11 protein-coding genes and 1 pseudogene are annotated in these 14,109 nt (G+C 59.0%); 2 read left to right on the top strand and 10 right to left on the bottom strand.

What is annotated here, in order from left to right; translation table 11 throughout:
• Window positions 1–304: 304 nt before the first annotated feature.
• The 8 genes from D107_RS0100660 to D107_RS13470 all read right to left on the bottom strand — a co-directional run bounded on the left by D107_RS0100660 (window position 305) and on the right by D107_RS13470 (window position 8,072).
• Entirely contained in the window at window positions 305–829 is a 525-nt protein-coding gene (locus D107_RS0100660) for a DUF2335 domain-containing protein (protein ID WP_018866760.1), read from the bottom strand.
• 454 nt (window positions 830–1,283) lie between these two features.
• Window positions 1,284–1,895: a sugar transferase gene (locus D107_RS0100655; RefSeq protein WP_081619339.1), complete on the bottom strand. Its 612-nt coding sequence runs from the start codon at window positions 1,893–1,895 to the stop codon at window positions 1,284–1,286.
• Between the two features lie 93 nt (window positions 1,896–1,988).
• On the bottom strand, window positions 1,989–2,855 hold the full coding sequence (locus D107_RS0100650) for a sulfotransferase (protein WP_026280704.1): 867 nt from the start codon (window positions 2,853–2,855) through the stop codon (window positions 1,989–1,991).
• Window positions 2,856–2,883: 28 nt separating this feature from the next.
• The gene (locus D107_RS0100645; RefSeq protein WP_081619338.1) at window positions 2,884–4,098 is read right to left on the bottom strand and encodes a glycosyltransferase family 4 protein; all 1,215 of its coding nucleotides are present in this window, start codon (window positions 4,096–4,098) and stop codon (window positions 2,884–2,886) included.
• Between the two features lie 10 nt (window positions 4,099–4,108).
• A complete protein-coding gene (locus D107_RS13240; protein ID WP_018880505.1) occupies window positions 4,109–4,726 on the bottom strand; it encodes a glycosyltransferase in 618 nt (205 codons plus the stop codon).
• A 128-nt stretch (window positions 4,727–4,854) separates the two neighbouring features.
• Complete coding sequence (locus D107_RS0100635) at window positions 4,855–6,021, bottom strand: ATP-binding protein (RefSeq protein ID WP_026280703.1); 1,167 nt, start codon at window positions 6,019–6,021, stop codon at window positions 4,855–4,857.
• A gap of 174 nt (window positions 6,022–6,195) precedes the next feature.
• Window positions 6,196–7,149, bottom strand: a complete 954-nt coding sequence (locus D107_RS0100630) for an IS1595 family transposase (RefSeq protein WP_018880503.1) — start codon at window positions 7,147–7,149, stop codon at window positions 6,196–6,198.
• 221 nt (window positions 7,150–7,370) lie between these two features.
• Window positions 7,371–8,072 carry a glycosyltransferase family 4 protein gene (locus tag D107_RS13470; RefSeq protein ID WP_231373763.1) on the bottom strand — a complete coding sequence of 234 codons (702 nt, stop codon included), beginning with the start codon at window positions 8,070–8,072 and terminating at the stop codon, window positions 7,371–7,373.
• Between the two features lie 635 nt (window positions 8,073–8,707).
• Between D107_RS13470 and D107_RS0100620 the strand changes: the two genes are divergently transcribed.
• Window positions 8,708–9,652, top strand: coding sequence for an IS5 family transposase (locus tag D107_RS0100620; protein WP_018880501.1), 945 nt, complete (start codon window positions 8,708–8,710; stop codon window positions 9,650–9,652).
• Between the two features lie 198 nt (window positions 9,653–9,850).
• On the opposite strand, the gene D107_RS13990 is transcribed toward D107_RS0100620, so the two are convergent.
• Complete coding sequence (locus D107_RS13990) at window positions 9,851–11,017, bottom strand: hypothetical protein (protein ID WP_196799904.1); 1,167 nt, start codon at window positions 11,015–11,017, stop codon at window positions 9,851–9,853.
• 363 nt (window positions 11,018–11,380) lie between these two features.
• Between D107_RS13990 and D107_RS13460 the strand changes: the two are divergent.
• A pseudogene (locus D107_RS13460) lies at window positions 11,381–12,389 on the top strand (integrase core domain-containing protein).
• A 33-nt stretch (window positions 12,390–12,422) separates the two neighbouring features.
• Here D107_RS13460 and D107_RS14250 read toward each other — a convergent pair.
• Window positions 12,423–13,334 (bottom strand): glycosyltransferase family A protein, encoded by a 912-nt coding sequence (locus D107_RS14250; RefSeq protein ID WP_196799903.1) that lies wholly within the window; start codon window positions 13,332–13,334, stop codon window positions 12,423–12,425.
• Window positions 13,335–14,109 lie beyond the last annotated feature (775 nt).

Below are 14,109 nucleotides of genomic sequence, written 5' to 3'. Positions count from 1 at the left end.
GTCATTCTGCACAAGGGGACCGCAACGCCGTTCCCGCGCCCGTTTTCGTCAACAACGGGCGGCCGAGCCCCAGCTTTAAATCGTTTGTGGGGTTGGCACCCCAGGTTCCCCGATCCTGCGTTGCGCCACGTGCGGGTAGAACCACTACCCGCTGCGCGACGCGCCTTGTCTCGGAAAACCTGGGGTGCCAACGCGAGTGCGTACATTAATCAGTGTTTCCCTAGGGAAATTGATCCGCCTCACGGCCGACCTGCATAACCGTCCACCAACAAAAACTGGATAGAGACCCGATAAGGCTCTCGGCCTACTCGGCCGAAGGCGCACCACTGGAACGCATTCGCTCCAGGATTCGCGGAGCCACGAACAGCGCCACCATGCCGAACAGGTCGAGGGTCCCGATGATGCCGGCCGCAACGGCACTGAAAGGCGCAATCGCCACCGCCGCCGCCAGACCCGCCACCGCAATCACCAGACCGTAGCGCTGCCCCCGACGGTCCTTTGCAATGGCACCTTCCAATCCGCGTTCCCGCATTCGATGAGCATGCGCCTGCTCATCCATGGCCATCTGCACGATTGCACGGCGGGTTTCATCATCGAAACGGTTCAGAAGGTCGGGGTGCGGCAACGGCCCGCTGTATGACTCGTGGCGCGTCGCCGCCATCACCAGCTCCGAAGGTTGAGTGGCAAGGAGCCTCGCAAGCCTACCCTGGTCTTCCGGTGACAGGGCGCCACCTTCCAGCCCGGCCACCAGCTCCTCGAATGTACCGCTTTGGCTACCGGCCGTATCCGGCCGGTTGTCAGGCAGGCCCTCCGTTGGCCTTTCGTTCATCGTTCCTCTCCATTCCCTGGTCGGATTCCGCGCGATTCATCCCTTCACGCAGGCGCTCACCAACGTTGACCCAATGACCGGCGATTCGCTGCTGCAACGAACCGGAAGGCATAAAGGCCGAGTAGTCATGCGCCGGCCACACCTCCATCACCGAACCGGCCGCAAGCACTACCCGGCCGGCATCTCGCTTTCTTGTTTTCACCTGCTCACCTCCGTGCTTCACCCGGCCGATTACGGCATTTATCTTGGACCACGACTACAAAGCGCACAAATTCACGCCCACCACGTCATTCAACCGTCCCCGAAACCCGGCGACCGTCGACCGTACGACCCTAATGCCCCAATCGCCGAGGGGGCTCGGCTCCTACACGTCCGGGAACCACGCCACTGTAGGAGCCCAGCCCCCTGGGCGACCAGAGCCGAACCCACCCCATCGCTCAAAGCCGCCACGCCCCTACCGAAACACCGTCCGCCAGATATACCCAAGATCCTTCCGAAACGACCAGTTCTGCACATACTCGCGGTTAATCCGCACCTTGTCCGGAAAGATCACCTCGTGGTTGTACGCCTCCGGATCCTCCACCGCGGCCAGCATCGACTCCTCGTCGCGGTACTTCAGCGTCGCCGGCCCGGTGATCCCCGGGCGCACCGACAAGACCAGCCGGTCCTCGCCCTCCAGGGTATCGGCAAACCCCGGCACATCCGGCCGCGGCCCCACAAAGCTCATCTGCCCCAGCAGCACATTGAGCAACTGCGGCAGCTCATCGATCTTCGCGCGGCGGAAAAACCGGCCCAGCGGCGTAATGCGCGGATCATGCCCGGTGGTCACCGTGGTCGTGTGCGCATGGGAGGGTCGCATGGTGCGGATCTTCACCACCCGGAACACACGCCCTTGGCGGCCCACCCGCTCCTGCACAAAGAAACCGTTCTGCCGGGTGTCGATCGTCGCCAGCACCCAGGCCAGCGCGATCAGCCAGAAGGTCAGCAGCAGCCCCGCCGCCGCGCCCAGAAAATCGAAGCCGCGCTTCAGCGCGGCCTGCGAAGGTGAAAGCCCGTTCAATCCCATTCTGTCTTGCTACCCCATCCGGCCAGCATATTGGCGGCGCGCCGCAGCCACGCAGACTCACGCCTAACCGTCACCCGCCCACCCGAGCAGGATTCAGGCATAGCCGTAACGAACCAATGTGTCTCGCACCAGTGCTTCCAGTCGGTCCCGCGTCGGTTTGTCAAGAGCCTCTCGACCTTTTCCAATGCTGGTACTGCGCACCCCGGAAACAGCCTGCTGAATGGCCTGTGAATCGGCCTCGACGCCAGCAAACCACAGCACACGTTCCATCTCTCGCGCCGGTTCCCGCACAAAATCCTCGTAACCGACCTCGATCCAGCGTTCCGGCTCGATATTCGCCAGGGCTTCCACCGAGGCTTCCACACAACGCTGCCATTGCAGCGCGCACACTTCATCCAGCGGACGTTCCGCCAATAGCTGGTTCATATCGTCCAGTTGCGGACCCCACAAGCCCACGCGCCCCTCTCTGGAAACCAACCGATGCAGCCGGCTGCCGAGATAACGCGCCGCATACCAAGGCAGGTCTGTGACAGGCACGAAACGCGCCTTCCGCGCGAGGTACGGAATGTCCAGCGATGCTTTCCAGCGCACCATCGCCGAGCCCACGGCATCCAGCCCATCCCGCCGTATAAACACGTATTTCGCCTCCGGCACCACCCGGTCCACGAAAGGCACGCGCAGAGAGTTGGCACAGGTCTTTTCGACCACGACGCCGGCTTCGTAACGACGGGCCACCCAGTCAAACTTCCGCCGGATATAGCGCTGCACACGGGGCCGCGCCAGATCGACGGGGAACTCGTCAGAGGAATGGCGCAGATTGCCGTGTCGCCAAATGTAGTTGATCTCGTCGCACGGCCACGTCGCCACACCCGAAAACCGGGTGAGGACGTCGCGCAACATGTTCGTGCCGGAGCGAGGGGCGCCTATAATAACAAGTGGACAAAAACCATCGCCTTTCATCTAATCCGCCCCGATTCTATCGTTCGCTTCAACCGAAAACGCTCCTATTTAGCCGGTCTGCGACCACCCCAAAATCGTGATTTGTATCAAAATACTCCCTGCCTCTCTCGCCCATCTCCCGCGCAATATCCGGCTGTTCAATTAGCGTTTCGATCCCCCTCACTAATGGGGCATAGTCACCGGGAGAGGCCACAAACCCGCAACCCGCACGCGCAACGGGATCATAGCCTGCACGATAACTCCCAATAATCGGCTTCTCAGCAAACATGTATTCGTAAATTTTATTGCACGATATCCCGTACTGATGCACACCAAGGTCAACCAGACCGACGTAACATGCATCAAACAGTTTCAGAATAGGCCACACCTGGGCCTTAGGCACCGCCCCAACCATATGGACATTTCCCAATCCGGACTGCTCCGCTTCGCTACGGAGTGTATCTGCACCGTCCCCCTTCCCTACGATAATGAAACCCACGTCCGATCGGTGGCGAAAAAGCCGTGCAAGCTCCAACAGGTTCTCCAGACCGTAATAGGTGCTGATAGCCCCGGTGTACCCAATGACAAAAGCGTACCGCTCCCGCAGTTCATGGATTTCCTCAGGCGCGCTCTCTTGGCTATCTTCCGGAAGAAATCCATTGGGAACATAAGCAAATGAGCTCTCTGGTAAACCATAACGCATCTTAAAGTACTCCCCGTCGCCGGGCTTAACAGAGACCACCAAGTCCGACTGCTTGACCCCATATCTTTCTGCTGCCTTGAGCGCCAACATATATGGGTGCCATCGCTTAAAGCCGCCAAGCTCGATCAGAACCTCCGGCCAAAGGTCTCGTACTTCGTAAATGAATCTTGCCCCTGCCCTCTTCGCCAGAGCCTTGGCCGGAAACACCATGAGAGGATGGGGTGACGATGCAACCACAACATCCGGTTGACGCTCGGACAGGTACTTCCCCGCCCTATAGCAACCCCGGACAAAGTCAAGCTGATTCAAAACCTGCCCAAAGCCTCGCCCGCGATAAGGACGGGTCTTAATCCAATGATATTTTAGCCCGCCAACTAGTTGTGTTTCGACTGGCTGGCGGACCACCGGAGGGGCTGTGTACTTGTGAAAGCTCGACGAGGACACAACCTCCACCTCTATGCCGAAGCTCTTCAGCGCCTCGCCCAAGTAATACCAGCGCATATTGGGACCATGCGCCGGAGAACCACCAGCGTGCGTTACTACTAAAATGCGCTTCACCATGCGGGGGCCTCTACAAACAGCAACTCAGACCGTGGTTGTCACGGCCACCCAATTGGAGGCGCTCTTCGGTGCGCGGAGCAGGCGGCATTAGGCCGGAGCGTTCCACCCAATCCTGCACCCCCAGAGGAAGCCCTACCACCGCCTGCGCACGTGAATAGGCGAAGCCCTCGAGCTTGTGCGCTCCCCAGCGCAGCACCGGATTGTTCAATGCGCCCATAGCGATGGGCAGCTCCGGCCAGAGATCACGCACTTCAAATACCATCGGCACCTTCTGCCGCCTAGCGGCATACGCGCCTGGAAGGGCTATCGTGAGTGGCGTACTTGTCGCAAAGACTACATCGGCCGGCAGAGAAGCGGCCTTTCGAGAAGCCTTCCAGGCAAAGCGAAAGAATGCCTGAATGCGTTCGCGATAACTCATCTGGTTGGAATACGGCACGGGCAGCCAATGGACTCGAATTCCCGCCTCATCGGTCTCGTACCAGTCACGCTCACTGCCTTCTTCCCGCCACGAGGTGACCATGTTCACTTCGTGGCCCATGGCCACTAGGCGTCGCGCCATCTCGTACGAGCGGGTTCCACCCGCCATCTCCGGGGTATTGAAATACTGATGCAGGTAGGTGATTCGCATTCGTAGGTCTGTCCATTCACTATTCTTATGCCGGACCGGCGCTCACGCTGCGCCCAGCCTCAAGCAAGCACTGATTCATGTACGTGCCAAGTCGCTTCTCAATCGGACAAAAAAAGGGCCCGCCCCCTTTATCCCTCCACAACCTCGCCAACCCTATCCCAGCCCAGAACCCGCATATCCTTGCGCTGGTGCTCGCCCTCGCCCCCGTAAACAAGCGTCGGCGAACGAGCCATATCGCCGGCCAGCGCGGTCCAGCGCTCGAGCCCGGTGAAGAAATCCCGGTTCAACGTCTGGCCCGACTTGATCTCCACCGGCATCAGGCCACCCGCCCACTCGATCAGCAGGTCGACCTCATTGCCATTACTGTCGCGCCAGAAGTGGAAAAGCGGCGGCTCGCCGCGATTCAGAAAGCCCTTTCGCAGCTCCGAAATCACGTACGTCTCGAACACCTGCCCGCGTAGCGGATGCACCACCAGCTGTTCCGGCGTCTGCAACCCCAGCAGCCAGCACAACAGACCGGTGTCGTGGAAATACAGCTTCGGCGACTTGACCTGCCGCTTGTTGAAATTCGCATGGTGCGGCCGCTGGAGAAACAGCACATAGCTGGCCTCCAGCACCGAGATCCACGCCTTGGCCGTGTTGTGGGTAATACCGCAATCGGCCGCAAGCGATGACAGATTCAACACCTGACCACTGCGCCCGGCACACAGCCGCACAAAACGCTGAAAGGCGTCCAGATCCCGCACCTGGAGCAACTGGCGCACATCCCGCTCCACGTACTCCGTCACATATGCCGAAAACCAGTGCCGTGGAGACACCGGCCGGTCATACAATGCCGGATAACCACCGGTAAACATCATCGCATCCAGAGCCGTTGGTGCCTGCCTGGCCTCCACCAACTCCGCATGGCTCAACGGCAGCAACTCCACAAACGCCGAACGCCCGGCCAGAGACTGCGAAATCCCGGACATCAACCCGAACTGCTGCGACCCCGTGAGCAGAAACCGTCCCATGCGTCCATCGACGTCCACATGCGTCTGCAGATAGGAGAACAATTCCGGCGCCCGCTGAACCTCGTCCAGCACTGCCCCATCGGGGCACTGCGACAGAAACCCGCGCGGATCATCCAGCGCCAGCGCACGCACATCCGGATCTTCCAGGGAACGATAAGGACGGTCCGCCATCACCGCGCGTGCCAGCGTCGTCTTGCCGGACTGGCGCGGCCCCGTGACCGTAACGATGGGAAAGCCGCTCAACCGCTCCCGGACCAGTGTTTCGGCAGTGCGCGGTATCATGCGCCTACCCTACCGCGACCTATGCAGATTGGCAATTACCTTTACAATTTACATAAACCCGTAATTCGCGGGATAGCCCGCTCCCACAGAACCCCGGGCCCGCACCACCACCCCACAAACACCACCCCCCGTGGGAAGCCAGCATCCTAGCCGATGACCCAAACGAAAACCTGATTAGCAACGAGAGTCAGCTAGTCGCAGAACCCGCTCGGGCACGGGCCGGCAGTGCACGGCGGCGACCAGCAGTCGCGCCGGCAACGTCGCCAGATCAAAGCGTCGGTTGAAGCGGTAGGCGAATGCCGCGAGGTAACGGGCCGCGTACTTGGCGAACGCAAATGCATGGTAGCTCCCGCTCAGGCTGGTTTTGAGGTTGCCGAGCACGGTGTTGATCCATTGGAATTCGGGAAGATCCTGGGGTTTGCGCCCGGCCACGACCGTCGGCTGGTGCCGGCAGTCGGCCCTTGTGACGGCGCGGAAGCACGCCAGGCCATCGGAGTGGACCGTGCTGCCCGGCGCCAGATAGGCCCGCGCCCATTCGGTAACGGCGTGGAAGCTGAAGGCCGTGACTGGGGTCAACTTAACCCGCAGGGGATGCCCCGCGTCGCTGAGCGACACGGCGGCGACGAACGGAACCTTGTTCTCCGACCCGCGGCCCGCCTTGCTGCCGGTGCGCTCGCCACCCAGGTAGGCATCGTCCAGTTGCACGGTGCCACTGAGCCCATAGCGCGCTTCCCGCTCGGTCATCGCCTGCATCAGCTTGTGCTGCAGGGCCCAGGCGGTGCGGTAGCTGACGCCCAGCTGGCGTTTGAGCGCTAGCGCCGAGAGCCCCGTTTTGGCCTGGCTGAGCAGATGGATCGCCAGAAACCAGGTGGTCAGGGGCAGCTTCGTTCCCTGCATCACGGTGCCGGCGATCAGTGAGGCCTGATGCCGACAGGCGTTGCACTGAAACATCTTGCGCGGGCTGCCGTGCAGGACGCAATAAGCTTGGCACCCGCAACGCGGGCAGCGGAAGCCGTCCGGCCATCGGGCCCGCTCCAGCGCCGCCTCGCACTGGGCCTCGGTGCCGTACTGGGCGATGAATGCCGGCAACGACATCCCCGGCTGAAACTGAATCCGATTCTGCGCCATAAGGCCACTCTCCGCTCACTGTGTAGCCTCAACGTACGCCCGGGGGTGGCTCACCCAGTGAGCCTGGCTGACTCTCGTCGTTAATCAGGAACGAAAATAAATCTGTCCCCGTTTCCCGCACACGAGCCTGTCGGTCATAGGCCGTCGGTGTGCACTGCTTGACAGGAACGTTAGACCAAACCCCAAGCTGACGCGCACAGGCCCTACGCGAACCGGTACATCTAACGTTCCCCGATACCTGCGCCGCCTTTCCCGCTTGCCAACATCGATTCCCAAATCTCTATCCGCTGCTTCGTTGTCTTCTCCAGATCAAACCACTCTTCGACATGGCGGCGGCCATGTTCCCCCAACCGAGCCATGACAGCCTCGTCGCCGAGAATCTCCCTTAGCCGGTCCGCAGCTGCGTCGACATCTCCCGGTTCCACGATGTATCCCGTATAGCCAGGATGAACCAACTCATCGATACCAGGCGTTCGAGACACCACGCACGCGCAGCGCCGCGCCATGGCTTCTTTAACTACATTCGGCAAACGTTCCCCCGGTGACTGGGACATACTAAGAAGCACTCCGGCATCATCCATGCGCGAAAGCGCCTCATGGTGTGGAATGTGCCCAAAGAATCGAACGCGTTCCACAAGCCCTTCCGCCCTCACCCACGCTTCTAGCCTTGTTCGTTCGGCGCCATCCCCAAGCACGTCCAACCGGACCTTTGGATACTCTTGCGCAACCTGGGAAAAAGCTCTTAATGCGTCAAGAGTCCGCTTCGGGCCGATTAATCGCTCAGCCACCAGAATCCGCCGGCACTTCTGCCTGGGGCCAGGGTCTGGAGGGACAACCACCCCTCTATACACCACCTGAACGCTTTCATCCTTTACCCCACACACTCGCGAAACAAGCTCCCGATTTGCATTGGCATGCGTCATGATCAACGATGATTGCGCAACCACCCTTGAGATTGGGTACTCCCGGACCAAGTCGTACGCGCCTAACGACATGCTGACCCTTGTCCCTAATCCCATCTCACGAACCGCGATCGCCGCCAAGCTCGGATAATGCCCCCAAAAAAGGTGCACCACATCGACACCTTCAATCTTCAACTGTTCCGCCAAACCGAACGCCCTAGGAAGTAGCGCTAAGCTAATGAGGCATTCCCGCAGCGACCTCCAAGTACCCAACAATACCGTGCTCATCGCCCCAAGCGCTGGACGGGGCTTCCTAAGCATAACGAGCAACCCCCGAGCCAAAGCAATCGGATCACCGTAAGTTACTTTCAGATCTTCCAAACCTCTCGCTGACAACAACGCTCGACTGCCCCGTCGCTTTGCCCTCATACAACCAACCGATACCTCGACCCCTAACCGCCTTAAAGCGTGCACCTCAGCGGCAGCGAACGCCTCCGACGGAGCCGGAAACCGCATAAACACATAACACACCTTCATAGCCCAACCTTCCCATTCCGCAGCCCTCTAGGGAAACACTGATTTAATCCGCCGTTGCTCCCGCCCGGCGGGCAGGTTTGGGATAATGGCGCCAGGTTTCCTGCTCGAGGTGATGGCCGATGTCCCAGCGCAGCTTTTCCGATCTCGAGTACTCCGCCAAGCGTAAGCAGACGCGGCGCGACCGGTTTCTGGGGGAGATCGACGCGATCACGCCCTTGGCGGCACCGCTGGAGGGGATCGAGCCACACTACCCGAAGGGGAAGCGCGGCCGTCCGCCGAGCGGACCGGCGCGGATGCTGCGGATGTACGTGGCGCAGCAGTGCTTCAATCTGTCGGATGAAGGGGTCGAAGATGCGGTGTATGACATCCAGGCGATCCGGCGCTTTGTCGGGATCGACCTGAGCCGCGAAGACGCGCCGGATGCCACGACCCTGCTGCAGTTCCGGCGTCTGCTGGAGCAGCACAACCTCACCCAGATGATCTTCGACCGGATCAACGCCCATCTGCAGCAGCGGGGCCTGCTGCTGCACGAAGGAACGGTGGTGGACGCCACCCTGATCGCGGCCCCGACCTCCACCAAGAACCGGGAGAAGGCCCGCGATCCGGAGATGCACCAACCGAAGAAGGGCAACCAGTGGTACTTCGGGATGAAGGCGCATATCGGGGCCGATCTCGTCACCGGGCTCGTCCACACGGTGAAGGGCACGGCGTCGAACGTCTCGGACGTCTCGCAGGTGCCGAAACTGCTCCACGGCGAGGAAGAGAGCCTGCATGGCGATGCCGGCTACATGGGTGCGGCGAAGCGCCTGAAGGCGCATCGCCCCGAGACCCATATCGCGCGAAAGCGCGGCACCGTACGCGCGCTGCCGGAAGGCGCGGAGCGCGATCAGGCCCCCACCGATGAACGGCGCAAGGCCCAGTTGCTTTCGATCGTCGAGCATCCGTTCCATGTGGTGAAGAACCCCTTCGGGTATCGCAAGGTGCGCTACCGCGGCCTCAAGAAGAACACCGCACAGCCTAACAGCCTGTTCGCCCTGGCGAACCTGTACCGTGCGAGACGATGAGGGCTCCTGCCGCAGGGGTAGTGTGTCCGCAGGACCGGAAATCGCTCCTGTAACCGCACAAAACGGCGGTTACAGGGAGTAACGCAGGCCGCCGTGGCCCCAATCTCCTTCCCAAAACGCTTCGGCGGGACATGGAGCCGGCTGCGAGGCCATTCATCAGTGTTTCCCTAGTTCAGAACCAAGAGCACGCGCCCCCATTTAAGTTCTCGTCATAATCCTATACCGCAAATATACCACAACCATCAAAAGCAACAGAGCGGAATATCCTTCATAGAATAGGTACGGCCGCTGAAGCAACAGAAGCGCGGCCCCGACCAAAACCCATTGCGCGCGACCACCCGCCACTCCCGCAACAATAAGCCAAGATAACAACGCGTAATACGGCCACGATCCAACAATTCCTTTTTGGGCTATCGGCCAAGCTGGATTGACGTTTATCTTCCCATATTTTTGCCTGCATTCGACCCCATCATACATGCACATCGGAATCCCGAATGCGACCGCCTCCCATCCGTTATCTGCGATCGCAGTCACCGCGCCCTTAAACCTCGGGCCACGATTATCTCCCGCAATCAACCGATCGTCTTGGCCCACTCCAAATCTCGATACCAGTTCCTTACCCATCGGTGATGCCATAAACAATGAAAATACCACGCCCACCACAACAAATCCTACCACGACCCTGGCACTTCGGAGCCCTTGCCGAAACCTAAAATCCGCAAGAAAGTGTATTACCATATAAATAACATGAGCTAAACTCGCTGTCACTAGACCCAGAATTAGCAAAAACCAGGTCACCTTCTTGTTGCGGTCCAGAAAGTGCCGGAGAATCGCTAGGAAACACACGTAGAAGGAGAGAGATCCCGGTTCGTCAAAGATCCCGGACGGACGGATGTAACTTCCGGTATCGATGTTTGTGAAGCTCGTATAGAAGAAAAATGCCGTCCGCTCATCAGCCCCCAGGAATGGTGCGGTATACAGTGGCCCGACACCCACAGCATGCAAAACTACCGCGCCCCAGCCACCAACGAGAACGACAGAAAAGAAGCCCGTAAGAAACGTCACAAGGTGCTTAACCCACGCAAGGCGTGCTGATACGACCAATAAGATCGCGCCAATGAGATACGCCCCATACGCAACATACCTGGGATTACCCCAATACAAGAACAACAGGAAGCCGGAAAGTAAAACGCCCAACGAAAGGGCAATAGCGCTAGCAGGAAGGCGTGCCGAAAATAAGATTAGCGGCACCACAACGGACAGCAGCGCCACCAAGAAGATGGAGCGATGTAAAGGAAAAATATCGCTGAACACGGCTTGAGAAAAAACACCGTATATCAGGAATGCTAACACCCATAGGCTCATTGCAGACCAAGTCCGCCTATCTTGAAACGGGGCTTGCGACCTGCAGTTCAGAACAAACTCTCTCATCCGCATCCTCGCCGGTCGAACTAGAAGGCCTACTTAATAAACGCGAAGCGCGAATCGAACACCGTACGTCGCCGCCTGCCTCACACTGGATACGGTGCATAGTGCAAGCGCGACCGCTGGAAGTCCAGTAACTCAGGTTTGGTCGCGGTTAAATTTTTAGCCTCAGTTAATTAGAACCTCAGTCCGTCATGAACATTAGCTACATGTTGGATAACGGGAGATTCTATACTGCTCGGGAATGCGCCCGTGTTTCGCGCTCGAGAGTGGCTGAGTATCGTGTATGACGGCCCCCACAGGATGGATGGAAAGCCCAGACCGATCCATTCGAACGCGCACAGCACACACTTTAGTTGGCGGGAGCTGCAGGAAGCGCCGCCGGGCGTAAGCCATCCCGAGCTAGACCGCCGCTACGGCCTTACCGGCATGACCGTACGGAAGTAGCGCCATCGCCGGGACGTGGAACACGCGTCTCATTTCCCGGAGCGGCTGCCTACCAGGCTTCCATCGGACCAGGAATCGATCGTGGTTCAGGTCCCAGAAGTGCCCCTGCTGTCGATGGCTGACCTGCTGATCGTGGCACGGGAGCTCCTGAACCCGGAGCTGAGCCGGGCGGCGCTGGCGCCCTGCCTGCGCCGCCCGGCGTAGGCGACCCTCGAGCCCCGCAGCGGGAACGGGATGAAGAGCCCGAGGAGCTCGCCCACAAGCCGTTCCAGGACGATGTGCCGAGCTTTGCACATGTAAACGTGAAGCATCTTCCGCAGATACCCGACCAAGCCTCGCGGCGCTCCCTGTTCCTGGCCATCGACCACGCCCGCCGCTGGATCTACCTGCAGGTCCGCAACACCAAGAGCACCAAACCCGCACACGGCTTTCTCAAGGAGCTTCTCGAGAAAGCGCCGTTTCATATCACCCACCTCGTCACCGACAACGGCAAGGAGTTCACAGACCACTTTGCTGCGAGCGGCGAGCGCCAGCCGACCGGCCATCACCCCTTGGACCCGCTGTATGCCGAGCATGGCACCGAGCCTCGCCTGATACGACCCAAGCGGCCCCAGACCAACGGCATGGTCGAACGTTTCAACGGCGCATTGCCAATCTGTTGCGGACGCGCCACTTCGATTCCGTTCAACATCTGCAAGACGCCTTGCGACTGTACCACCGCCTGTACAACCATCACCCCGAGCAGAAGGCGCGTGGACACCGGATGCCGTTAGAAACCCTCAATACCTGGCAGCATGAACGCCCCGATTTGTTTCGCACACACCGATATGCTAAGCCGAGACATGACCCTTGGGTCTATCAATGAGAGAGCGCTTTTCCACGAACCCCCAATACCTAACTAGCGCCGAAAGCAACCAATTCGCCGTCTCACGCAGGCCTTAGCCGAACGTGGTACCCAAACCGTCGCCATCAGACGGACAAGCGACTTCGCACCTAACCCATGTTCTGCCCAAAGCTCACGTACAAGCTTCCATGAGCCCCGTACACGCGCGCCCTGACTCGCACGCCGGGCTAAACCTATACAGATAAGATCGTGACGCCCCTCACGCGTAATGCTGCCTTTCATCCGCTTGTACCACGTCCATGCCTCTTCGAAACGACCAGGGTGCCCCAGGCCACCGCCACTTACTCGAACACGTCGAACAACCGGAATCGGCGAACACACTACGTTGCCGTGACCACCGGCCGACAGTAACCACTCAACGTCTTCCAGAAGGTTATCGTTCTCCTCATTAAACGGACACTGCAGGAATCGCTGCCTCCGCGCGACTATCGTCGATGTGTTCACCCCCCCTCCTGGACGGAACAAAATCTCGTCAACGTGATAAAGATCCGACTCTATCCAACTAGGCCGGTACTGCACTCCGCCAGTGCGGCCGCAAATCTCCTCCACGCCGACGGCGATTGGATCAATACTCAGGTATCTACCGATAATTTCCAGTTGCACCTTAAGCTTATCAGGCAGCCATATGTCATCATCATCCAACAATGCGACCCACTTACCCCTAGCATTCCGTACACCAACATTCCGAGTAGCGGACGCATTACCTGACCGAGCCGCCTCGATAAATCGCACCCTTTCGTCCCCAATCGCTCCCAAAAGGCGGGATTTCTCCTCGTCCGGCCCATCGTTACAGACAACAACCTCTAAGGGAGGCACCGTTTGAGCGAGAGCACTGCGCACAGCTCGGCAAACTTCTTCATGTCGGCCATAAGATGGGATTACTACCGAAACCGATATATCCGCCACTGGGGGATTGCCCACGTTATGCTCCCACTGCCCATGAGGCGTAAAGCATTGTCAACCCAAAACACCAAACATCGAAAGCCTGAACAGCACGCATTTATCTAGACTCACCACATCAACAATTAATAGCCATAGCGCGCCGCTAAGGCCCTTAACTCCGGCGGAAGAGGCGTACTGAACGGGCTAATATCAGCATAGGTTTTCTTTAAGTTCGCCGGATCGCGACCAACTATATCCAACTCGATCCCCAAAAACTCCATCACCTCCCCCCATCGACCTTCAAGTTCTTCGAGCTTAACCCTCATGTAAGGGAGTTCGCACTCGTCCGATTTAGTTTCCACCAACCGATTCCAGTCATACCAATACGCACATAAGCGCTCAAATTCCGTTTCGAACTTCCAGCAGCTCGTATACATCTTCAAGAGCCTTCGATGTGCTCGGACATAAGTGTATCGATCACGGAGCGCTATAGGATTAAGGCGGTAGCTAGTCAGTGAACGCAAAAGACCGGCGCCTTTCGAAAAATGACGCATCGGCGAGTTTGCGCATAGGCCTATGCGATGGAATGATTCGATTACCTTTCGAGGTTCCCGCACTACATGCAAGACCCTTGTATCGCTCGGAAGATCACGCAGAAACGGCGCTGCAAACCAAGAGGAGTCACCGGCTAAGTTTCGCTCGTTTACAACAGGTCCATCAACAGTGAATACAGCCTCATGCCCACAATCGACCCCCGCCCCATTAAGGCAGTTGGCGACATACTGGGTTCCTGAGCGAC

It is taken from the genome of Thioalkalivibrio sp. ALE30 (assembly GCF_000377465.1).
Lineage (GTDB): Bacteria > Pseudomonadota > Gammaproteobacteria > Ectothiorhodospirales > Ectothiorhodospiraceae > Thioalkalivibrio.
Note: the sequence above shows the minus strand (reverse complement) of the source record. Positions and strands in the feature narration are given on the sequence as shown.

Coding starts and splice junctions, on each gene's coding strand:
- D107_RS0100650 (WP_026280704.1), bottom strand. CDS start 2,855: ATGAAAGGCGATGGTTTTTGTCCACTTGTTATTATAGGCGCCCCTCGC.
- D107_RS0100655 (WP_081619339.1), bottom strand. CDS start 1,895: ATGGGATTGAACGGGCTTTCACCTTCGCAGGCCGCGCTGAAGCGCGGC.
- D107_RS0100620 (WP_018880501.1), top strand. CDS start 8,708: ATGTCCCAGCGCAGCTTTTCCGATCTCGAGTACTCCGCCAAGCGTAAG.
- D107_RS0100630 (WP_018880503.1), bottom strand. CDS start 7,149: ATGGCGCAGAATCGGATTCAGTTTCAGCCGGGGATGTCGTTGCCGGCA.
- D107_RS13240 (WP_018880505.1), bottom strand. CDS start 4,726: ATGCGAATCACCTACCTGCATCAGTATTTCAATACCCCGGAGATGGCG.
- D107_RS13990 (WP_196799904.1), bottom strand. CDS start 11,017: ATGAGCCTATGGGTGTTAGCATTCCTGATATACGGTGTTTTTTCTCAA.
- D107_RS0100645 (WP_081619338.1), bottom strand. CDS start 4,098: ATGGTGAAGCGCATTTTAGTAGTAACGCACGCTGGTGGTTCTCCGGCG.
- D107_RS13470 (WP_231373763.1), bottom strand. CDS start 8,072: ATGACGCATGCCAATGCAAATCGGGAGCTTGTTTCGCGAGTGTGTGGG.
- D107_RS0100660 (WP_018866760.1), bottom strand. CDS start 829: ATGAACGAAAGGCCAACGGAGGGCCTGCCTGACAACCGGCCGGATACG.
- D107_RS0100635 (WP_026280703.1), bottom strand. CDS start 6,021: ATGATACCGCGCACTGCCGAAACACTGGTCCGGGAGCGGTTGAGCGGC.